The organism is Xanthobacter flavus (genome assembly GCF_017875275.1).
GTDB classification, from domain to species: domain Bacteria; phylum Pseudomonadota; class Alphaproteobacteria; order Rhizobiales; family Xanthobacteraceae; genus Xanthobacter; species Xanthobacter flavus_A.
This window is the reverse complement of sequence record NZ_JAGGML010000001.1, coordinates 2,329,369-2,350,108: the sequence shown is the minus strand read 5'-3', so window position 1 is coordinate 2,350,108 and position 20,740 is coordinate 2,329,369. Positions and strand designations below refer to the sequence as shown.

Here is a 20,740-nt window from a genome sequence, read left to right as displayed (position 1 = left end):
CCTGAGCTTTGGAAGCCGAGGAGCGCCGCGGTTGTTTCCCCGCACGCAAGTCAATGGAGGGATTGTTTAATCATACGCAGGGCCGGCGCAAGCCCTGCCGTTTGGCGCCCGGCAGGAATCGTTGCTGCGGTGCGGGAGGGCTTGCGCGCGAGCGGGCCTGCGACGGCGGCTTGGGCATCGCTGCGCTGCGGTGGGGTCGGCAAGGACCTGCCGCCGCAGGACGCGCCTATCGCCCGCCCCGATAGGCCGTCTGGTCGATGCCGTGGCGGCGGAGCTTGTCGTAGAAGGTCTTGCGGGGGATGCCGAGGGCGGCGACGGTGGCCTGCACGTCGCCCTTGCTGGCCTCCAGCGCGGCGCGGATTTCCTGCGCCTCGAAGGCGTCGACGCGCTCCGGCAGGGTGCCTGTCCCGCCGACGGTTTCGGCCGGAGCGGCGGCGGGCTCGGGCTCCACCAGCCCCAGCGCCACCCGCTCGGCATAATGCACCAGCTCGCGCACATTGCCCGGCCAGTCGTGCCCGGCGAGGTGCCGGAGCACGCCGGCGTCCAGCTCCGGCGGGGGGCGGTTGAAGCGCTCGGCGGCGCGGGCGAGGAAATGGCCGAACAGCAGGGGCACGTCGCCCCGCCGCTCGCGCAGGGCCGGAATGCGCACGGCGGCGACGTGCAGGCGGTAATAGAGATCCTCGCGGAAGCTGCCCTGCTTGACCAGCGCCGGCAGGTCCACCTTCGAGGCGGCGACGACGCGGATATCCACCCGCCGCGTCTCGTTGGTGCCGAGCGGGGCGATCTCGCGCGCTTCCAGCACGCGCAGCAGCTTCACCTGGAGGGCCGGCGACATGGCCTCGATCTCGTCGAGGAAGAGCGTGCCGCCGTGGGCATGCTCGATGCGCCCCACCCGTTTCTTCAGCGCCCCGGTGAAGGCGCCGGCCTCGTAGCCGAACAATTCGCTCTCGATCACCGTCTCCGGCAGGGCGCCGCAATTCACCGCCACCAGCGGGCGCGTCGCGCGGCGGCTCCAGCGGTGGAGGGCGGTCGCCACCACCTCCTTGCCGGAGCCGGTCTCCCCCTCCACCAGCACGTCCACGTCGGCGTCGGCGATCTGGCGCAGCATCTGGCGCAGGCGCGCCATCACCGCGCTGGTGCCGAGCAGCGGCAGGTCGTCCTGCGCAGTGGCGACGGCGCGCTTCAGCTCGCGGTTTTCCAGCACCAGCCGACGGCGGTCGAGGGCGTGGCGGATGCTGGCGACCAGCCGCTCGGAGGCATAGGGCTTGGCGAGGAAGTCGTAGGCGCCCTCGCGCATGGCATCCACCGCCATGGCGATGTCGCCGTGGCCGGTGATGAGGATCACCGGCAGGTCGGCGTCGCGGACCTTCAGCCGGCGGAACAGCTCCAGCCCGTCGATGCGCGGCATGCGGATGTCGGTGACGACGACGCCGGGAAAGTCCGCGTCGATCACCTCCAGCGCCTCCAGCGCCGAGCCGTAGCCGGCGACGGTAAGGCCGGCCAGCATCAGCGCCTGCACGTTGGCCGCGCGCAGGGCCGGATCGTCGTCGATGAAGGCCACGTCCACGGGATTATCGGTCATGGGAGGGCGGCTCCAACCGCGCGGGGCAGGGTGATGGTGAAGACGGCGCCGCCGTCGTTCTCCACCCGGAGCGTGCCGCCGCACTCGGCGATGATGTCCTTGGAGATGACGAGGCCCAGTCCCAGCCCCTGCGGCTTGGTGGTGTTGAAGGGCAGGAAGAGCGCCCCCAGCATCTCTTCCGGCAGGCCCGGACCATTGTCGGCGACGGTGACCACCACCGTGTCCGGCCGTGTCTCGACCCGGATGCGGATTTCCCCATCGCGCCGTGTGCCGATGGCCTCGGCCGCATTCTGGATGAGGTTCACCAGCACCTGCTCCAGCCGCATGCGGTCGCCGGTCACCGCCACGTCCGGGCGATCGATATCGAGCACGAGGGCGATGTCGGTCTGCAACAGGCGGTAGCGCATGAGCAGCAGCGCCCCGTCGATGACCGGGGCGAGCGCCACCGGCTCGATGCGCGCGGCGGACTTGCGGGCGAAGGCGCGCAATTCGCCGGTGATGGCGCCGATGCGCTCGGTGAGCGCGGCGATGGTGTCGAGATTGGCGGCGGCGGCGGCGGGCTCGCCGCGGTCGAGGAAGACGCGGGAGTTCTCCGCAAATGTGCGGATGGCCGCCACCGGCTGGTTCACCTCATGGGCGACCCCGGCGGCGATCTGGCCCAGCACGGCGAGCTTGGAGGCCTGCACCAGCTCATCCTGCAACGCATCGAAGGCGAGGCGGGCGCGGCGGCGCTCCTCCATTTCCGTCACCAGCTGCGCATTGGCGGCGGAAAGCTCCGCCGTGCGCTCGGCGACGCGCTCCTCCAGCGCGCGGCGGGCCTCGGCCTCCCGCGCCAATGCCCGTACGCGGCGGCGGCGGCGGGTCCACCACACCCCGGCCGAGCCGAGCCCGACGACGCCGGCGAGCGCCGCCGAGGCGCGCGCCGCCGTGGTGGCGAGGCGCGTGGTGGCGGCGGTGGGGGCGAGCACGGTGAGCGTCCATGAGGTAGAGGGCACGGGCATGTCCACCGCGACGAAATCCTGCGCCGTGCCGCGGCCGGGCAGGCGCAGGCGCAGCACGCCGCCTTCCTCCGGCGAGGGGCCGAGATCGAGCCGCGTCAGCGGCGAATCACCGAACTGGAGGCTTTCGCGGATGGCGTCCCGCTCCACCGGATCGAGCACCACGGTGGTGCGGAAGCGGAAATCCGGCTCGGACGCGATCAGCACGATGTGCCGCTCGTCGGTGACGAAGGTGGGCTCGGCGAAGCGCCGCCATTCCGCCTCCAGCGCGTCGAACTCGGCCTTCAGCACCAGCACGCCGAGCGCCCGGCCCTGCGCCTCCACCCGCTGCGCGAGATAAAGGCCGGGCTTGCGGCTCACCGTGCCGAAGGCGAAATGCTCGGCCTGCCCCGTCGCGAGGGCGACGCGGAAGTAGGGGCGGAAGGCGTAGTCCGAGCCGAGGAAGCTCTCCGGGGTGCGGTAGTTGCTCGCCGCGATCGTGTGGCCCTCGGCGTCGATCAGGTAGATGACGCCGGTGCGCGCCTCCTGCGCCAGCGCCTCGAGCCGCCGGTCGAGGGCGTCGAGGCGGGCCGGAGCCGGTGCCTCCAATGCGCCGCGCACGTCCGGATCCTGCGCCAGCACCACCGGCAGGGACCGCTGCTTGTCGATCTCGCTGCGCAGTACCGCGACGCGCAGCGCGGCGGCGGTCTCGGCGGCAGCGGCCACCTGCGCGACCGCCCAGCGCCGCGCCGCATAGTCCGCCCCCCTGTCCAGCGCGACCATGAGCGCGAGCGCGGCCAGCGCCGCGCCGCCCACCGTCAGCAGGCGCCGGCGCGACGGTGGTTCGGCCCGCGATGGGACGTCCGAATCGGCCAAGCGGGGGTCTCCGGATGTGCGGATTTCCGCACAGGTCTGCCGGGCAATGTGCGCCTGACCGCACGCCGAGTCGAGAGGCCTTTCCGGGCGTGGATAAAAAATGCCGCCAAATCAGCCTGTTGCGACTGCCCCGCGTGCGACTCGGAACTGGCATGCGCCTTGCGCAGGGGGAGACGTCGAGGCGCGCTGCGCCGTCCCTTAACGAAGCACCCGATCCTGAAGTGCCCTGGCCGGTTCGGCCGAAAGAGGCACCAATGGCCCGGCGGAGGAAGGTCCAAGATGGCCCATGCGATACCGGCGCATCACGCGTCCAAGCCCCATCATGCCCGCAAGTTCTACCACCACCTCTATTTCCAGGTGATCGTGGCGATCATCGCCGGCTCGCTGCTCGGCCATTTCTATCCGGATTTCGGCGCCAGCCTGAAGCCGCTGGGCGATGCCTTCATCAAGCTGGTGAAGATGGTCATCGCCCCGGTCATCTTCCTCACCGTCGTCACCGGCATCGCCGGCATGCGGGACATGGGCAAGGTCGGCCGCGTGGCCGGCAAGGCCATGATCTACTTCCTCACCTTCTCCACGCTGGCCCTCATCATCGGCCTCATCGTGGCGAACGTGGTGCAGCCGGGCGCCGGGCTCAACATCGATCCCAAGACCCTCGACCCCAAGGCCGTCGCCACCTACGCGGCGAAGGCGCATGACGCCTCCATCATCAACTTCCTGATGGACATCATCCCGGCGACGCCGGTGTCCGCCATGGCCAATGGCGACATCCTGCAGGTGCTGTTCTTCGCCGTGCTGTTCGGCATTGCGCTCGGCGGCGTGGGCGATCTCGGCACCCCGGTGCTCAAGGTGCTCACCGCGGCCTCGCACGCCATGTTCCGGCTGGTGGCCATCGTGATGAAGGCGGCGCCCATCGGCGCGTTCGGCGCCATGGCCTTCACCATCGGCAAGTACGGCATCGGCTCGGTGAAGAACCTCGCCTTCCTGATCGCCACCTTCTATCTCACGGCCGCGCTGTTCGTGTTCATCGTGCTCGGCCTCGTGGCGCGCTACAACGGCTTCTCGCTGTGGAAGCTGCTGCGCTACATCCGCGAGGAACTGCTCCTCGTGCTCGGCACCTCCTCCTCGGAAGCGGCCCTGCCCGGCCTGATGCTGAAGATGGAGCGCGCCGGCTGCGCCAAGTCGGTGGTCGGCCTCGTGATCCCCACGGGCTATTCGTTCAACCTCGACGGCACCAACATCTACATGACGCTGGCGGCGCTCTTCATCGCCCAGGCCACCGGCATCCATCTGTCGCTTGAGGAGCAGGTCCTGCTGCTGCTGGTGGCCATGCTCTCCTCCAAGGGCGCGGCGGGCATCACCGGCGCCGGCTTCATCACGCTGGCCGCGACGCTCTCGGTGGTGCCCTCGGTTCCGGTGGCGGGCCTCGCGCTGATCCTCGGCATCGACCGCTTCATGTCCGAGTGCCGCGCGCTCACCAACTTCGTCGGCAATGCGGTGGCCACCATCGTCGTCGCCCGCTGGGAAGGCGAACTGGACCGCGCGAAGCTGCTGCGCGTGCTCGATGGCGAGCCGATCTCGCTGGAAGACGAGTTCGACGATGGCCTCATCTCCACCGCTCCCGGCGTGAAGGCCGTGGCCTGAGGTCACCGCGCGACATCAGTCCTCCCCAGCTGCCCGCCTCCACGGAGGCGGGCTTTTTTGTTTGCCGCGCCGCGCTTGACCGGCCAAGGCGGCGATGACATCCAGACCCTCTGGAGCGGGAGCTGACCATGGCAGATGAAGCGGTCGAGACGCCGGAAGGCCGTTCGGTGGGCTCTCCCGGCGAGGTGTTCCGCGCCTTCCTGAAGCTCGGGCTCATCTCCTTCGGCGGGCCCATCGCCCATCTCGGCTATTTCCGCGCCGAGCTGGTGGAGCGCCGCCGCTGGATCGACGACGCCGGCTATGCCGACCTTGTGGCGCTCTGTCAGTTCCTGCCCGGCCCGGCCTCCAGCCAGGTCGGCTTCGCCCTCGGCATCATCCGGGGCGGCGGCTTCCTCGGCGGGCTCGCGGCCTGGGCCGGCTTCACGCTGCCCTCGGCGCTCCTGCTCGCCGCCCTCGCGCTGCTCTCCTCCTACACGGGAATCAACGCCCTCACCGGCGGCGTCATCGGCGGCGTCCTGCACGGGCTCAAGCTCGTCGCCGTGGCCGTGGTGGCGCAGGCGGTGTGGGGCATGGCGCGGACGCTGACCCCGGACCAGGAGCGCGCCGGCATCGCGCTCGGCGCCATCGTCATGGTCACGCTGGCGGCGGGCAGCTTCGGACAGGTGGCGGCCATCGCCATGGGCGCCATCGCCGGGCTGTTCCTGTGCCGGGACGCGGGCGCGCAGGCCGGGAGCCCAGCCGCGACGCCCGCCCCCGGCCATCTGCCGGTGCCGCTCAAGCGGCGCACGGGCGCCATCCTGCTCGCGGCCTTCGCCGTGCTGCTGGTGCTGCCGCCGGTCTTCAAGGCCGCATCGCCCTATATCGGCGTGTTCGAGTCCTTCTACCGCTCCGGCGCGCTGGTGTTCGGCGGCGGCCATGTGGTGCTGCCGCTGCTGCAGGCGGAGGTCGTCACCACCGGCTGGGTGCTGCCCGGCCAGTTCCTCGCCGGCTATGGCCTTGCCCAGGCGGTGCCCGGCCCGCTCTTCACCTTCGCCGCCTGGCTCGGCGCGGTGATGGCCCCGCCCGCCGGCGGGGTGACGGGCGCGGCGGTGGCGCTGGTGGCGGTGTTCCTGCCCGGCCTGCTTCTGGTGACGGGCACGCTGCCCTTCTGGAGCACGCTGCGCGGGCTGCCGCTGGCGCAGGCCGCCATGCGGGGTGCCAATGCGGCGGTGGTGGGCATCCTCGGCGCCGCGCTCTACACCCCGGTCTTCACCGGCGCCGTGCTGCGGCCGCTGGATTTCGCCGCCGCCGTCACCGGCTTCCTGCTGCTCACCGTGTGGAAGGTGCCGCCGCTGGTCGTGGTGGTGGTGCTGGCCGTGCTCGGCCCGTTCCTGGCGGGGCTCTACTAGAGCTTTTGCCCAAAGGCTCGCGCAAGCCTCGGCGGCCATCCTGGGAAAAAGTCCCCGCTCGCTCGACACGAGCGGTGGAGCGCCTGCGCGCCTCCACAAGTGGGCACCCGGAGGAAGCAAGTCACCCATGGCGACATCCAGCACGGCCCGGACGCCTTCCCCATCATCCGCGAACCCGCAAGGCGATCTTGAGGGCGACGTGGCCACGCTCGGCCCGGCCGTGGACATTTCGGCCAGTCTCAACGAGATCCTGTGCCTGATGGCCTGGTCCAACGGCAATGCGCGCAAGCTGGCCGGCGAGACCACCTCCGCTTCCTCCGCGGTGGCGCAGATCTCCGCCACCATCGAGACCATCGCCCAGCTCGGCGCCGATGCGGGAACGACGGCCGGGGATGCCCTGCGGCTCGTCACCTCCGGCACCGCCAAGACGCGCACCGCCGGGCAGGCGATGACCGGCATCGCGGAAGCCTTCGGCGAGCTGGAGGCGCGGCTCGCCCAATTGAATGCCGCGACGCGCTCCATCGGCGGCTTCGCCACGTCCATCGGCTCCATCTCGCGGCAGACCAAGCTGCTCGCGCTGAACGCAACCATCGAGGCGGCGCGGGCGGGCGAGGCCGGGCGCGGGTTCGCGGTCGTCGCGGCCGAGGTGAAGGCCCTGTCCGAGGAGGCCTCGCGCACCACCGACCTCATCCGCGATCAGCTCCAGGCCTTGTCGGAGGTGGTCAAGGACATGATGGAGGCCATGGGCGCCGGCGCCACGCGGGTGGAGGATGGCCGTGCCATCGTCGAATCGGTGATGACCGACATGGACGGCATCGAGACCCGTGTCAGCGCCTCCACCGACGGGGTGGGCCGCATCGCCGTGATGCTCGGCGAGCGGCGCGCGGCGCTGCGCGATCTCGCCGACCGGCTGGGGGAGATCGCCCGGCTCGCCAACCAGAACGAGACCGATTCCGCCACCGCCGCCGGCCTTCTCGACCGTGCCGACGCCATCGCCGGCGACCTCATCTCCCGCGCCGCGTCCGGGGCGGGCGCGGCCGCCGCGGTCTGTCGCCTGAAGTCGGACCACATGGCGTGGAAGCGCGGCCTCGCCGAGTGCCTGGCCGGGGTGACGCGGGCCGATCCGCGGACATTCCAGGTGCGCAACGCGCCCTTCGGCAGCGGCTTCGCCGGCATCCACGCGGCGGATGTGAAGGATCCGGCGGTTCTGGCCCAGCTGGCGGGGCTTGGGCGGCAGCTCGCCGGCTGCGGCGAGCAGGTCGTCGCCGGCACCGCCTGCGGCGACATGGGCGGTGCCATTGACGCCTACATGGCCATGGATGCCCTCTCCGCCGAAGCCCTCACGGCGATGGCGCGCCTTGCCGCCCGCATCCGGCCCGGCGCCTCAGCTGCGGCGTGAGGCGCAGGCCGCAGCGGCAATCGCTCAGCGCCGGCGGCGCTGGCGGTGCTCTTCCAGCTTCACCCGCACGCCGTCGAGGGCGCGCAGCGTGCCTTCCAGCCGGCGGGCGATGGCGCGGCGGAACTTGGCGGTGACCTCGGGATAGCGCTCCAGCACGCGCGTGAACACCTCCTGCGGCAGGCGGATCAGCACCGTCTCCTCGCCGGCCACGGCGGTGGCCGGGCGCGGGGTGGCGATGATGAGGGCGGTCTCGCCGACGAGGGCGCCGGCGGTGACTTCCTTCAGCAGGCGCGGGGCGTCGGGGATGCGCTCGTCCATCATCTTCAGCCGGCCGGACACCACCACATAGGCGCCGTTGGAGGTCTCCTTGGCGCGGAACAGCACGTCGCCTTCGGCGAGCCGCACCTCCTCGGCACCCGAGGCGAGCATGCGCACGGCGCCGTCGCTGAGCAGGTCGAAGGTGGCGACCCCCCGGAGCAGCGCGATGTCCCTGTCGATGCTCACGGACGGCGTTTCCTCAAATGGCTGTGCATGATGGTCAGGCCAGGCCGTCAGGGCACGAGCTTGTAGCCCCCGGCCTGGGTCGCAAGAAGGGTGGGATTGGAGGGATCGGGCTCGATCTTCTGGCGCAGGCGGTAGATGTGGGTTTCCAGAGTATGCGTGGTGACGCCGGAATTATAGCCCCACACCTCCTGCAGCAGCGTCTCGCGCGGCACCGGGTTTTTCCCGGCGCGGTAGAGATAGCGCAGGATGGCCGTCTCCTTCTCGGTGAGGCGGATCTTGGAGCCGCGCTCGGTGAGGAGGAGCTTGGCCCCCGGCCGGAAGGAATAGGGACCGATGGCGAACACCGCATCCTCGCTCGCTTCGTGCGAGCGCATCTGGGCACGCAGGCGGGCGAGCAGCACCGCGAAGCGGAACGGCTTCACGATGTAATCGTTGGCGCCGGCCTCGAGCCCCATGATGGTGTCGCTGTCGGTGTCGTGGCCGGTCAGCATCAGGATGGGCGCCTTGAAGCCGTTGCGGCGCATCTGGCGCACGGCGTCGCGCCCGTCCATGTCGGGCAGGCCCACGTCCATGATGACGAGGTCGATGGCCCCGTTCTTCGCCTGCTCGACGGCGCCGCCGGCGGTGTCCGCGCCCACGGGTTCGAATTCGTCCTGGAGCGCGAGCTGCTCGATCAGCGCATCGCGCAGCTCCGGGTCGTCCTCGACCACCAGGATTTTCCACGCATTGGGCATCAATTCCTCCTGCGCCCTTGCGGACGCGCGAATCGCGCAAGTAGAGCATGGACATGGCTCTGCGCAAATTTCCATCCGGGGACGGCTGTGGAGAGGTATCACACTAAGTTATGAAGCAGGCTAATCCTGTGGGCATCTCCCGCATCGCCGTCCGCCGCCGCCCCGGCACGCGACATCTGGGGATATTGCGGGCGGGCGGGCTCAATATTCCGGTGGCGCTGGGGCGCTCCGGCATTGGCTTCGACAAGGCCGAGGGCGACGGGCGCACCCCCGCCGGCCGCTGGCGAATCCTCGCGTTGCTCTACCGGCCCGACCACGGCCCGCGCCCGGTGACGCGCCTTGCCGCCCGCCCCATCCGCCCGGATGACGGCTGGTGCGACGACCGGGCGGACCGGCGCTACAACCACCCGGTCACGCTTCCGCTCGGCGGGGCGCGCAACGTGTCCCACGAGACCATGTGGCGCGACGATGCGCTCTACGATCTGGTGCTGGTGATCGATCACAACCAGCGTCCCCGCATCGCCGGGCGCGGCTCGGCGGTGTTCGTGCATCTCGCCCGGCCGGGCTTCAGGCCCACAGAGGGCTGCGTCGCGCTGAGGCGCGGAGACATGAAGCGCCTGCTGGCGCGGCTCAGGCCGGGGGCGGTCATCGATATCAGGTGAGGGGGATCGCTCACGGGCCTGCGGCCCCGCCCGTCATTTCGCCGTGCCGGGGTGCAGTGCTATAGAGCCGTTCCAATCAGCGGCGGGCGTTTCACGCCCGATCCAACGCACGGGGCATCATGACCGCGCACTTTCCGCCCGATGCGGCGCGCCCTCCACGGGTGGGCCTGTTCTCCACCTGCCTCGTGGATACCATCCGCCCCTCGGTGGGCTTCGCCGCCGCCAAGCTGCTGGAAGACGCCGGCTGCGAGGTGGACGTGCCGCCCCAGACCTGCTGTGGCCAGCCCGCCTTCAATTCCGGCGACCGCGCCACCACCCGCGCGCTGGCGGAACAGATGATCGCGGCGTTCGAGTCCTTTGATTACGTCGTCGCCCCCTCCGGCTCCTGCGCCGGGATGATCAAGACCCATTATCCCGAGCTGTTCGCCGGCGAGCCGGACTGGGCCGGGCGGGTGGAGCGCTTCTGCGCCAAGGTGTTCGAGCTGACGTCCTTCCTCGTGGACGTGCGCGGCGTGAGTGCGGTGGATGCCACCTATCCCGGCACCGTCACCTATCACGACAGCTGCTCGGGCCTGCGCGAGCTGGGGGTGAAGGACCAGCCGCGCCGGCTCCTCGCCTCGGTGGAGGGGCTTGAGCTGGAGGAGATGAAGGACGCCGACACCTGCTGCGGCTTCGGCGGCACCTTCTGCGTGAAGTATCCCGACGTCTCCAACGCCATCGTGGAGAAGAAGGCCGCCAACATCGCCGCCACCGGCGCCAGCACGCTGCTGGCGGGCGATCTCGGCTGCCTCATGAACATGGCCGGCAAGCTCCAGCGCGAGGGGCGTCCGGTGCGCGCGCTCCATGTGGCCGAGGTGCTCGCCGGCATGGGGGATGAACCCGCCATCGGCGAACCCGCTGAAAAGGGGGCGAAGCGATGAGCGTCGAGATCACCACCCCCCGCTTCAAGGCCAATGCGAAGGCGGCTCTGGCGGACCTTCCGCTGCAGGGCGCGCTCTCCAAGGTCGGTCCCGGCTTCATCGGCAAGCGCGCGGTGGCGGCCGAGAAGCTGCCCGAGTTCGACGCGCTCAGGGATTCCGCGCGCGACATCAAGAACCACACGCTGGCACACCTCGACCTTTATCTTGAGCGGTTCGAGGCCAAGGCGAAGGAGGCCGGCGGCCATGTGCATTTCGCTGTGGATGCGGCGGACGCGCGGGCCATCGTCACCGACATCTGCAAGCGCCTCGGCGCGAAGACCGTGACCAAGGGCAAGAGCATGATCTCGGAAGAGATCGGCCTCAACGACCATCTGGCCGCCGCTGGCATCCAGCCGGTGGAGACGGATCTCGGCGAATATCTCATCCAGATCCGCGGCGAGGCGCCCTCCCACATCATCGCGCCGGCCATCCACCTCAACAAGGATCAGGTGGAAGCCGACTTCCGCCGCGTCCACGCCCACCTGCCGCCGGAGCGCGACCTCTCCGAGCCCACCGCGCTGCTCGCCGAGGCGCGGGGCGAACTGCGCCAGAAATTCCTCGCGGCGGACGTGGGCATCACCGGCGCCAATTTCCTGGTGGCGGAAACGGGCACGTCCATCATCGTCACCAACGAGGGCAATGGGGACCTCACCCAGACCCTGCCCAAGGCGCATATCGTGCTCGCCTCGCTGGAAAAGCTGGTGCCGACGCTGGAGGACGTGAGCCAGATCCTGCGCGTGCTGGCCCGCTCGGCCACCGGGCAGGACATGAGCGTCTACACCACCTTCTCCACCGGCCCCCGCCGCCCCGGCGATCCGGACGGGCCGGGGGAATATCACGTGGTGATCCTCGACAATGGCCGCTCCGCCATGCTGGGCGGGCAATTGCGCGAGGTGCTGCGCTGCATCCGCTGCGGCGCCTGCATGAACCATTGCCCGGTCTATCACGCGGTGGGCGGGCATGCGTATGGCTGGGTCTATCCCGGCCCCATCGGCTCGGTGCTCACCCCGGCGCTGATCGGCATCGAGAAGGGGCGCAATTTGCCCAATGCCTCCACCTTCTGCGGCCGCTGCGAGGAGGTGTGCCCCATGCGCATCCCCCTGCCCAAGCTGATGCGGCACTGGCGGGAGAAGGAATTCGAGCGCCACCTGACCCCGGCCACCCAGCGCTTCGGCCTTTCCGTGTGGGGCTTCTTCGCCCGGCGCGGCTGGCTCTACCGGCCGGCGACGCGCCTCGCCATGGGCGCGCTCTCGCTGTTGGGACGCACAAAGGGGCGCTTCGCCTCCCTGCCGCTCGCCGGCGGGTGGACGCAGCACCGCGATTTCCCGGCGCCGCAGGGCGGAACCTTCCAGGCCCAATGGCGTGCCCGGCAGGCCGGGCGGCGCGCGGCGCGGACGCAGGGAGCCGGCCGATGACATCTTCCCGAGATACCGTCTTCGCCTCGATCCGGGCGTCCCTCGGCGTCACGTCGCAGGAGGCGCCGCGTCGGCAGGCGGTGGCCGACCGGATCGCCTCTCATCCACGAGGTGTCATTCCGGCGCGAGGGCAGTTGCCGGAGGCCGGGCGCCTCGCCTTGTTCCGCGACATGGTGATCGGCGCGGCGGCGACCATCGATCATCTGCCCTCCACGGCCGAGGTGCCGGAGGCCATCGCCGCCTATCTGAGGTCCCGCAACCTGCCCATGACCATCCTGCGCGGCGCCGACGCGCGCCTCGCCGCTCTGCCATGGGAGCGCGCCCCGGCGCTCGACGTCTGGATCGGTGCCTCGGACGGGCGCCAGCTCGCCGGCCTCTCCCACGCCTTCGCCGGCGTCGCGGAATCCGGCTCGCTGGTCATGCTGTCCGGCCCGGACAATCCGTCCACGCTGAACCTCCTGCCCGATCATCATCTGGTGGTGGTGGACGCGGCTGACGTGGCGGGGGATTACGAGACGGTGTGGGACCGCATTCGCGCCCGCTTCGGCGCCGGCGTGCTGCCGCGCACGGTGAACTGGATCACCGGCCCGTCGCGCTCCGCCGACATCGAGCAGACCCTGCTGCTTGGTGCGCACGGCCCGCGCAGCCTGCATGTGCTGCTGGTGGGCGGACCGGCTGCGGCCTAGAGCACGCGCCGATCTGATTGCATCGCAAGCAGATCGGATCGTTCTCTAGTCGGAGAAGCGCATCGCCCAGATGCCGATGCCGACACCGAGGGGCAAAGCGAGGAACAGGGTGAGCGCGACGGTGAGGTAGCCGCCGAACAGGAGGCCCATGACCGCGCCCGACAGGCCGGACATCAGGGCGAGAAGCAGGATTCCGCCCGGCGGCCGGTCCTGTCGCGCGCCGGCGTCCGGCGGTCGCGCCGGGGAGGGGTGGGGCGTGCTGGGCTCCGGCCGCGCGTTCGCCAGCGCGGGCACGGTAGGCACGAAGGCGAACCCGCGCGGCCCGCGCGGATTGCCCCCATCGAAGGCGAAAACGGGTGTCAAAGGTGTCGTCCTCATCCTGACCTGAGGGAGCGCACTCTCGATCTTATACAACTCCTGCGAAGCTATGAACCGATCCAAATCAAGCGTGGCTGTACTTTTTCGCATTTTGCACGTTGATGCAGGCGCGACACGGGGCGGGAAAAAACGCCTTTCCCGGCCATCCCGCTGTGCCGGATAAGCAATCCGGTATTGCCCGGCCGACGTTTTGTCGGCAGTACTCGGTCACTTTTCAGGAACGGTGAGACAATGAAAGTTGGCTTGCGCTTCGTCCGGGCGCTGTTCGCGGCGTTCGCCGCCCTTTGCGTCGTCCTCTGCGTCGCCCCGCCGGCGATGGCCCAGCAGAATCGCGGCCACGTCTACCTTCTCAGGGGGCTCGCCAACGTCTTCTCGCTGGGGATGGACGATCTCGCCAAGAAGCTGAACGCCCGCGGCATCCCTGCGACGGTGCATGAATACGGCCAGTGGGCCTCGCTCGCCGATGCCGCCGCCGCCGAGAGCCGCGCCACCGGCAATTCGCCCATCATCATCGTCGGCCATTCGCTGGGCGCCGACGCGGCGGTGGAGATGGCCGAGCGCCTGACCGCGCTGGGCACCCCGCCCAAGCTGGTGGTGACGTTCGATCCGGTGGGCGTGACGCAGGTTGGCGCGTCCTCCGGCTATTTCGTCAACTACTACCAGTCCAACAACGGCTACGGGAAGCGGCTGACGGCCGGCGCGGGCTTCCGCGGCAACATCGTCAACCGCAACCTCAATTCCATCGGCGGCATCGACCACTTCAACATCGAGAAGTCGCCGCGCCTCCACGACGAGGTGATCACCCAGGTGCGCTCCATCACCGCGCCGAAGCCCAAGCCGAAGCCCAAGCCGGCGGACCCCGCCGCCACCCCCTCCGCGCCCACCGCCTCCCCCGGCACGCAGGCCGCGGCCAGGCCCGGCGCGCCGGGCTGAAGACCGGATTTTCGGACCAGGAGTTCAGCGGCGGGCTTCGGCCCGCCGTTTTCGTTTGGGGGCACGGCACCCGTGTTCGCCGTCATCGCCGGCCTTGTGCAGGCGGTCCACGGAGGGTCTGAAACGGCGCCGCTTTCCCGGACCGGGGCGTCGCGCCGCGGGATGACGCTCGAAGGACCGCGCCTGCCCCTCACCCCCAGAAGGCCCTGATCCCTGCCGCCACGGCCATGGCCACCACCACGGCGAGGAGATCGCTGCGGGTGAGGCGGGTGACGACGAGGGCGGCGGCGAGGCCGCCCAGCATGCCCATGTCGCCCTTGACTGCGCCCTGCACGGCGCCGGGCACCAGCAGCGCGACGAGCACCGCGCCGGGCAGGCAGTCCAGCACGCGGCGCACGCGGGGCGTGACCGGCACGAGCCGCATGAGCCAGAAGCCGCCGGCGCGGTTGAAGGCGGTGGCGGCCGCCATCACCAGGATGGCGGCGAGGGTGCCGGGATCAACGGTCATCGTCGGTGAACCCGCCTGCGAGCGCGCCCGCCACGGCGCCGATCACGATGAACCACCAGCCCGGCAGCACGAACGACACGGCGGTGGAAACCGCCGCCGCCACGCCCCAGCCCACCGCCTCGCGCTTGCCCTTCCAGTTGGGGAGCAGCATGGCGATGAAGAAGGCGGGCACCACCAGGTCGATGCCCACCGCCTTCGGATCGGGAATGCCGCCGCCCACCACATGCCCGAGGGCGGTGGCCAGCACCCACACGAACCAGGTGATGAGGCCCGAGCCGACGAAATAGCCCACGTCGTTGCCGCCCTCGGCGCGGTAGCGCAGGGCGGCGGCCCAGTTGTTGTCGGCCATCATCATCAGCGCCGGATAGGATTTCCACGCCGGCAGCGTGCCGAGCCAGGGGCGCAGCGAGGCGCCCATCAGCACATGGCGCATGTTCACGGTGAGGGTGAGAAAGCCCAGTGCCAGCAGGGAGCCGGCGGTCCAGTGCTGGGTCCAGCCCTCCAGCGCCACCATCTGCGACAGGCCGGCGAACACGATGGCGCTGGAGAGGGTCGCCTCGATGAGGGAGAAGCCCTTTGGAATGGAGGCGGCGCCGAACGCCATGCCGAACGCGGTGATACCGGGCATCAGCGGCAGCATGGCGCGCGCGCCTTCGGCCACGCCGGCGAGGGTCAGGGGTGCGGGGTGGGGCTTGGTCATCTGGAGCGGAGCAATCAACAGTCGCTAAGCGGAAATACCGCCCTTATGGACGCCCCCGCCGGAAAGGCCAACCCGATTTCCGCTTATGGGCGGATGGGAGGGGCGCTCCCCATCCGGAGCATGACGGCGTGAAAATCACCCCACCGGCTCGGGCTCGAACAGGCGCGAGAGGCCCTCGTCCCAGGGCGGGATGCCGCCGTGGCCCTGGCCGTAGAGGGCGGCGAGGTGGTCGATGAAGACGCGCACCTTCTGTGGCAGGAAGCGGCGGGAGGGATAGACCGCGAACAGGCCCACCCGGTGGGAGGCGCGCCAGCGCGGCAGCACCACCTTCAGCGTGCCGGAGCGCAGTTCCGGCCCCACGTCCCAGGTGGAGCGCAGCGCGATGCCCACCGAGGCGAGCACTGCCTCGCGCACCACCTCGTTGGAATTGGTGCGCAACTGGGAATGCACGCGCAGCGTCACCGGCCCGTCCGGCCCCTCCAGCTTCCACGGGTCCTGTCCGTGGGTGGCGATGAGGACGTGGTCGGAGAGTTCGGAGATGTGCTTCGGCTCGCCGGCGCGGGCGAGATACTCCGGCGTCGCGCACAGCACCCGGTGGACCGGGGCGAGGCGGCGGGCGACGAGGCTGGAATCGTCGAGGTCGGCGATGCGCACCGCCACGTCGAAGCCTTCGCCCACGATGTCCACGAAGCTGTCCGACAGTTCGAGGTCGATGGTGAGGTCTGGATTGGCCGCCATCAGCGGCAGCAGGTTCGGCGCGATGTGCATCCGGCCGAAGGAGGTGGGCGCCGACACGCGCAAGAGCCCCCGCGCCTCGGTGGACTTGCGGGCAAGCTGGCTTTCCGCCTCCTCGATGGAGGCGAGGATGGTCACGACGCGCTCGTAGAAGCCCTGTCCCGCCTCGGTGAGGGCCACCTTGCGGGTGGTGCGCTGGAACAGCCGGGCGCCGAGCCGCTCCTCCAGCCGCTGCACCCGCTTCGACACCACCGGCGGCGACAATCCCATCTCCCGCCCGGCGGCGGAGAGGCTGCCGGCGGTGACGATGCGCGCGAAGATTTCAAGATCGCCGAGATTGCCGATCATCGATCGACGCTCCTCCTGGCCGGGGTGAACCGCACCGGCCGATTGTTTTCTCTTCCGCCGCCGACTTTATCCGTCAGGGAAAGAATGGGCGACGTTTTTTCCCGAATGAACCGATTATAGTTCCTCCAACAAGAACGGCTCAAAGGGACGCCGACATGACGGGAACCACTCCGGGCCTCAGGCTGCCGGAAGCGGATGCTCGGGTGCTCGCCCGACGGGAGGACATCATCGCCGCGCTCCGGGCCATCGTGCCCGGCGAGGGCGTCATTTCCCACGAACGGGAGATGCGGCCTTACGAATCCGACGGCCTCACCGCCTATCGCCAACTGCCCCTCGTGGTGGTGCTGCCGTCGACGACGGAGCAGGTGGCCGCCGTCCTTAAATATTGCCATGACAACGAGATCCGCGTGGTGCCGCGCGGCTCGGGAACCTCGCTCTCGGGCGGTGCGCTGCCGCTTCAGGACGCGGTGCTGCTGGGCCTCGGCAAGTTCAACCGCATCCTCGACATCGACACCGCCAACCGCGCCTGCGTGGTGCAGCCGGGGGTGACCAACCTCGGCATCTCCAAGGCGGTGGACCATCTGGGCTTCTATTACGCCCCCGACCCCTCCTCACAGATCGCCTGTTCCATCGGCGGCAATGTGGGGGAGAATTCCGGCGGCGTGCACTGCCTGAAATACGGGCTGACCACCAACAACGTGCTGGGCGTCGAGATGGTGCTCATCACCGGCGAGATCGTGCGCCTCGGCGGCAAGCACCTCGATGCCGGCGGGCTTGACCTTCTCTCCGTCATCATCGGCTCGGAAGGGCTGCTGGGGGTGGTGACGGAAGTCACCGTGCGCCTCCTCAAGAAGCCGGACACCGCCCGCGCGCTCCTCGTCGGCTTCCCCACCTCCGAGGATGCCGGCGAGTGCGTCGCGCGGATCATCGGCGGCGGCATCATCCCGGCCGCCATCGAGATGATGGACCGCGACGCCATCGCCGCCGCCGAGGCCTTCGTGAATGTCGGCTATCCGCTGGATGTGGAGGCCCTGCTCATCGTCGAGCTGGACGGGCCGGAGGCGGAATGCGCCCACCTGCTGGAGGAGGTGACGCGCGTCGCCGAGGGCTGCAATTCGGTGACGCTGCGCGTCTCCACCAGCGAGGCCGAGCGCCTCGGGTTCTGGGCCGGGCGCAAGGCCGCCTTCCCGGCGGTGGGGCGCCTCTCGCCGGATTATCTCTGCATGGACGGCACCATTCCCCGCCGCCAATTGCCCTATGTACTGTCGCGCATGCGCGAGCTTTCCGCGCAATACGATTTGCGCGTCGCCAACGTCTTTCACGCGGGCGACGGCAACCTCCACCCGCTGATCCTCTATGACGCGAACGCGCCGGGACAGCTCGAAGCGGCGGAGAATTTCGGCGCCGACATCCTGCGGCTGTGCGTGGAGGTGGGCGGCGTGCTCACCGGCGAGCACGGCGTGGGCGTGGAGAAGCGCGACCTGATGCCGACCATGTTCAACGAGGTCGATCTCGCCCAGCAGCTGCGGCTGAAATGCGCCTTCGACGACAAGAGCCTGCTCAACCCCGGCAAGGTGTTCCCGACCCTGCACCGCTGCGCCGAAATGGGCCGCATGCATGTGTCGGGCGGCGCGCTGCCCTTCCCGGACCTGCCGCGCTTCTGAACGCGCTCCTCCCGATATCCCAAGGCCCCAGATCATGAGCGACATCATCGCAGCGCGCGACGAGCAGGAGGTCGCGGAGGCGGTCTTGACCGCCCTCGGCGCCGGCAAGACGCTGGAGGTGCGCGGCCACGGCTCGCAGCAGGCTCTCGGCCGGCCGAGCCAGACCGACCTCACCCTCGACCTTTCCGCCCTCTCGGGCGTCACCCTCTACGAACCGGAGGAACTGGTGCTCTCCGCCCGCGCCGGCACCCCCCGCGCCGACATCGAGGAGATGGTGGCGGCGCGCGGACAGATGCTCGCCTTCGAGCCCATGGACACCGGCCCGCTGCTCGGCGGCGCGGCGGGACGCGGCACGCTCGGCGGCATGTTCGCGGTGAATTTCGCCGGCCCCCGCCGCATCAGCCACGGCGCGGTGCGCGACCATGCCCTCGGCATCAAGGCCGTGTCCGGCCGGGGCGAGCCGTTCAAGTCCGGCGGGCGGGTGGTGAAGAACGTCACCGGCTACGACTTGCCCCGCCTGATGGCCGGCGCCTTCGGCACGCTCTGCGTCGCCACCGAGATCACCCTGAAGGTGCTGCCGCGCCCGCCCATGGAGGAGACGGTGATCGCCCGCGTCGCCTCTCCCGGCGAGGCGGCGGCGGCGCTCTCGGCGGCCATGGGTTCCTCCTGCGAGGTGTCCGGCGCCGCCTTCCTGCCGCAGGGCGTGGCGGGGCGCCTCCCGGGCCTCTCCGGCTCCCCGGCGCTGGTGGCGCTGCGCATGGAGGGCGTCGCGCCCTCCGTCACCGCGCGTCGCGCCATGCTGCTCAAGGTGCTCGCCGGCATCGGTCCGGCCGAGGTGCTGGAGACCGAGACCTCCCGCCCGCTGTGGCAGGCGGTGCGCGACGTGATCCCCTTCGCCGGCTCGGGCGAGCGGGCGGTGTGGCGCATCTCCACCCAGCCGAAGGTCGGCCCGGAGCTGGCGGCGAAGCTCGCGGCCGATCTCGGCGGCGAGAGCTATTGCGACTGGGCCGGCGGCCTCATCTGGCTCTGCCTGCCGGGCGAAGCCTCCCACGCCGATCAGGTGCGCGCGGCCCTTGCCCCCCATGGCGGCCACGCCACCCTGATGCGCGCCAGCGCGGCCGAGCGGGCCCGCACGGCGGTGTTCCAGCCCCTCGACGGGGCGCTGGCGGCGCTGACCAAGCGCGTGAAGGAGAGCTTCGATCCCGGCCTGGTGCTCAACCCCGGCCGCATGCATGCGGGGATGTGAGATGGCCCGCACCCCCGTCCCCTCGTTCCTCCGTCACGGCTGAGCGCCCATGCAGACCAACTTCACCCTCGCCCAGCTCGCCGATCCGCATGTGGAGGCGGCCAATTCCATCCTGCGCAAATGCGTGCATTGCGGCTTCTGCACCGCCACCTGCCCCACCTACGTGCTCTTGGGAGACGAGCTGGATAGCCCGCGCGGGCGCATCTACCTCATCAAGGACATGCTGGAGAACGACCGGCCGGCGACGCAGGAGGAGGTGAAGCACATCGACCGCTGCCTCTCCTGCCTCTCCTGCATGTCCACCTGCCCCTCGGGCGTGAACTACATGCACCTCGTGGACACCGCCCGCGTCCATATCGAGAAGACCTATTCCCGCCCCGCCCCCGACCGGATGATCCGGGAAGTGCTGGCGCGGGTGCTGCCCTATCCCGACCGCTTCCGCCTCGCCCTCATGGGGGCGCTCGCCGGCAAGCCGTTCGCCGGCCTGTTCGCCAAGGTGCCGGCGCTGAAGCCGCTCGCCGCCATGCTGCGCCTCGCCCCCGGCCGGCCCCATGGTCGCGCGGCGGATGACAAGGGCGGCGTGCATCCCGCCCACGGCACGCGCCGGGCGCGGGTGGCGCTGCTCAAGGGCTGCGCCCAGCCGGTGCTGAACCCCGGCATCGACGAGGCCGCCATCCGCCTCCTCACCCGGCAGGGCGTGGATGTGGTGCGGGTGAAGGGCGAGGGCTGCTGCGGCGCCCTCGTCCACCACATGGGCCGCGAGGAGGAGGCGCTCAATTTCGCCCGCAACAATGTGGACGTGTGGATCAGGGAGATGGAGACGGAAGGGCTGGACGCCATCCTTGTCACCACCTCCGGCTGCGGCACGCCCATCAAGGACTATGGCTACATGCTGCGCCTCGATCCCGCCTATGCCGAGAAGGCGGCGCGGGTCTCGGCGATCACCCGCGACATCAGCGAGTTTTTGCCCACCCTCGATTTGCCCAAGGCGGAGACGCCGCGCGGCATGCGTGTCGCCTACCATTCCGCCTGCTCGCTCCAGCACGGGCAGAAGGTGAAGACGCCGCCCATGGACCTGCTGCGCCGCGTCGGCTTCGAGGTGGTGGAGCCGTTCGATCCGCATCTGTGCTGCGGCTCGGCCGGCACCTACAACATGCTCCAGAGCGACATTGCCGGGCAGCTCAGGGACCGCAAGGTGGCGACGCTGGAGGCGCTGGCGCCCGACGTGATCGCCGCCGGCAACATCGGCTGCATGACGCAGATCGGCTCCGGCACCGGCATTCCCATCGTCCACACGGTGGAACTGCTGGACTGGGCCACCGGCGGTCCGGTGCCCTCAGCTTTGGCCGGACGGGCGAAAGCGGCCTGAGGATTGTTGCCAAAACGGCAAAGACCCATGTGC

19 protein-coding genes are annotated in these 20,740 nt (G+C 70.1%); 11 read left to right on the top strand and 8 right to left on the bottom strand.

What is annotated here, in order from left to right; genetic code table 11:
* Positions 1–226 precede the first annotated feature (226 nt).
* On the bottom strand, positions 227–1,582 hold the full coding sequence (locus J2126_RS11330) for a sigma-54-dependent transcriptional regulator (RefSeq protein WP_209486893.1): 1,356 nt from the start codon (positions 1,580–1,582) through the stop codon (positions 227–229).
* Positions 1,579–3,435, bottom strand: a complete 1,857-nt coding sequence (locus J2126_RS11325; protein ID WP_245327277.1) for a sensor histidine kinase — start codon at positions 3,433–3,435, stop codon at positions 1,579–1,581. The genes J2126_RS11330 and J2126_RS11325 overlap by 4 nt, the downstream gene beginning before the upstream one ends.
* A 279-nt stretch (positions 3,436–3,714) precedes the next feature.
* Between J2126_RS11325 and J2126_RS11320 the strand changes: the two genes are divergently transcribed.
* From J2126_RS11320 to J2126_RS11310, 3 genes are all read left to right on the top strand, one after another.
* Entirely contained in the window at positions 3,715–5,079 is a 1,365-nt protein-coding gene (locus J2126_RS11320) for a dicarboxylate/amino acid:cation symporter (protein ID WP_209486891.1), read from the top strand.
* A 128-nt stretch (positions 5,080–5,207) separates the two neighbouring features.
* Entirely contained in the window at positions 5,208–6,467 is a 1,260-nt protein-coding gene (gene chrA / locus J2126_RS11315; protein WP_209486889.1) for a chromate efflux transporter, read from the top strand.
* 199 nt (positions 6,468–6,666) lie between these two features.
* Positions 6,667–7,866 (top strand): methyl-accepting chemotaxis protein, encoded by a 1,200-nt coding sequence (locus tag J2126_RS11310; RefSeq protein ID WP_209486887.1) that lies wholly within the window; start codon positions 6,667–6,669, stop codon positions 7,864–7,866.
* Between the two features lie 24 nt (positions 7,867–7,890).
* Here the strand turns inward: J2126_RS11310 and J2126_RS11305 are convergent, their stop codons facing one another.
* Positions 7,891–8,370 (bottom strand): Crp/Fnr family transcriptional regulator, encoded by a 480-nt coding sequence (locus J2126_RS11305; RefSeq protein WP_209486885.1) that lies wholly within the window; start codon positions 8,368–8,370, stop codon positions 7,891–7,893.
* Positions 8,371–8,417: 47 nt separating this feature from the next.
* Positions 8,418–9,104 (bottom strand): response regulator transcription factor, encoded by a 687-nt coding sequence (locus J2126_RS11300; RefSeq protein ID WP_024281375.1) that lies wholly within the window; start codon positions 9,102–9,104, stop codon positions 8,418–8,420.
* Positions 9,105–9,214: 110 nt separating this feature from the next.
* Between J2126_RS11300 and J2126_RS11295 the strand changes: the two genes are divergently transcribed.
* The 4 genes from J2126_RS11295 (at position 9,215) to J2126_RS11280 (ending at position 12,826) form a co-directional block, all read left to right on the top strand.
* Positions 9,215–9,766 carry a L,D-transpeptidase family protein gene (locus J2126_RS11295; RefSeq protein ID WP_209486883.1) on the top strand — a complete coding sequence of 184 codons (552 nt, stop codon included), beginning with the start codon at positions 9,215–9,217 and terminating at the stop codon, positions 9,764–9,766.
* A 119-nt stretch (positions 9,767–9,885) separates the two neighbouring features.
* Positions 9,886–10,686, top strand: coding sequence for a (Fe-S)-binding protein (locus J2126_RS11290; RefSeq protein WP_209486881.1), 801 nt, complete (start codon positions 9,886–9,888; stop codon positions 10,684–10,686).
* The gene (locus tag J2126_RS11285; protein ID WP_209486879.1) at positions 10,683–12,140 is read left to right on the top strand and encodes a LutB/LldF family L-lactate oxidation iron-sulfur protein; all 1,458 of its coding nucleotides are present in this window, start codon (positions 10,683–10,685) and stop codon (positions 12,138–12,140) included. The genes J2126_RS11290 and J2126_RS11285 overlap by 4 nt, the downstream gene beginning before the upstream one ends.
* Positions 12,137–12,826, top strand: a complete 690-nt coding sequence (locus J2126_RS11280; protein WP_209486877.1) for a LutC/YkgG family protein — start codon at positions 12,137–12,139, stop codon at positions 12,824–12,826. Before J2126_RS11285 ends, J2126_RS11280 begins: the two co-directional genes overlap by 4 nt.
* Positions 12,827–12,871: 45 nt before the next feature.
* Here J2126_RS11280 and J2126_RS11275 read toward each other — a convergent pair whose 3' ends face one another.
* Entirely contained in the window at positions 12,872–13,189 is a 318-nt protein-coding gene (locus tag J2126_RS11275; protein WP_209486875.1) for a hypothetical protein, read from the bottom strand.
* Between the two features lie 246 nt (positions 13,190–13,435).
* Between J2126_RS11275 and J2126_RS11270 the strand changes: the two genes are divergently transcribed.
* Positions 13,436–14,137, top strand: coding sequence for a thioesterase domain-containing protein (locus tag J2126_RS11270; RefSeq protein WP_209486873.1), 702 nt, complete (start codon positions 13,436–13,438; stop codon positions 14,135–14,137).
* A 190-nt stretch (positions 14,138–14,327) separates the two neighbouring features.
* Here the strand turns inward: J2126_RS11270 and J2126_RS11265 are convergent, their stop codons facing one another.
* The 3 genes from J2126_RS11265 to J2126_RS11255 all read right to left on the bottom strand — a co-directional run bounded on the left by J2126_RS11265 (position 14,328) and on the right by J2126_RS11255 (position 16,428).
* Positions 14,328–14,645, bottom strand: a complete 318-nt coding sequence (locus tag J2126_RS11265) for an AzlD family protein (protein ID WP_209486871.1) — start codon at positions 14,643–14,645, stop codon at positions 14,328–14,330.
* Positions 14,635–15,345, bottom strand: coding sequence for an AzlC family ABC transporter permease (locus tag J2126_RS11260; protein ID WP_209486869.1), 711 nt, complete (start codon positions 15,343–15,345; stop codon positions 14,635–14,637). Before J2126_RS11260 ends, J2126_RS11265 begins: the two co-directional genes overlap by 11 nt.
* A gap of 135 nt (positions 15,346–15,480) precedes the next feature.
* Positions 15,481–16,428 carry a LysR family transcriptional regulator gene (locus tag J2126_RS11255; RefSeq protein WP_209486867.1) on the bottom strand — a complete coding sequence of 316 codons (948 nt, stop codon included), beginning with the start codon at positions 16,426–16,428 and terminating at the stop codon, positions 15,481–15,483.
* 155 nt (positions 16,429–16,583) lie between these two features.
* Here J2126_RS11255 and J2126_RS11250 point away from each other — a divergent pair, with 155 nt between their 5' ends.
* From J2126_RS11250 to glcF, 3 genes are read left to right on the top strand one after another with little or no spacing between them, the layout of a single operon-like run.
* Positions 16,584–18,092 (top strand): FAD-linked oxidase C-terminal domain-containing protein, encoded by a 1,509-nt coding sequence (locus tag J2126_RS11250; protein ID WP_209486865.1) that lies wholly within the window; start codon positions 16,584–16,586, stop codon positions 18,090–18,092.
* A 34-nt stretch (positions 18,093–18,126) separates the two neighbouring features.
* The gene (gene glcE, locus J2126_RS11245) at positions 18,127–19,338 is read left to right on the top strand and encodes a glycolate oxidase subunit GlcE (protein ID WP_209486863.1); all 1,212 of its coding nucleotides are present in this window, start codon (positions 18,127–18,129) and stop codon (positions 19,336–19,338) included.
* A 49-nt stretch (positions 19,339–19,387) separates the two neighbouring features.
* Positions 19,388–20,707, top strand: coding sequence for a glycolate oxidase subunit GlcF (gene glcF, locus J2126_RS11240; RefSeq protein WP_209486861.1), 1,320 nt, complete (start codon positions 19,388–19,390; stop codon positions 20,705–20,707).
* The last annotated feature ends 33 nt before the right edge of the window (positions 20,708–20,740 follow it).